Origin of the sequence: Sutterella massiliensis, assembly GCF_016899755.1 — a bacterium.
Lineage (GTDB): Bacteria > Pseudomonadota > Gammaproteobacteria > Burkholderiales > Burkholderiaceae_F > Sutterella > Sutterella massiliensis.
In genome coordinates, this window is the sequence record NZ_JACJJC010000249.1 from 1 (window position 1) to 524 (window position 524).

1 protein-coding gene is annotated in these 524 nt (G+C 58.0%); it reads right to left on the reverse strand.

What is annotated here, in order from left to right; all coding sequences use genetic code 11:
- Positions 1–108: 108 nt before the first annotated feature.
- On the reverse strand, positions 109–524 hold a 416-nt coding region (locus H6A60_RS12410), incomplete at its 5' end, for an FAD-binding protein (protein ID WP_205105089.1).

The window sequence follows — 524 nt, forward strand, 5'->3', positions numbered from 1 at the left end:
CCTCCAGATAGGTCGGAGGGCGAAGCTCAAAGGCGTCCGACCGGGTGTTGAAAGCTCCCGAACTCGTTGTAGAAGTTCGGGAGCTCTTTTTACAAAAGAATGTCAATCTCAGGACATCGCTTTTTTCGCCGCTGCAGCCGCGCCTTCACCGGCAAGACGCCCGAATGCCAGGCACTGTGCCAATATACCTCCTCCGTGGTAGTCTTGATAGTACAGGTTGACCGTTTCGCCTGCAGCGAAGAGTCCCCGGATAACGCGTTCATCGGGCTCCAGAACGCGCGCCTCCTTATCGATAACGACGCCTCCGTACACCATCGTGATTGACGGTGTAAGCGGCGAGAACGCATAGAGCGGTCCGTCCGCATTCAACGCTGCCGCGAGCGCCTTTTTGGGCGGCGCGGCGCCAAGCGCCTTGCCGTCCTTCACCGAAGCATTGAACTCTTCAATGGTCTTTCGAAGCGTCGGTGCCGGCACCCCGAGTTTTTCAGCGAGTTCCTCAGCGTTCCTACCGGAAACAAAGCCGC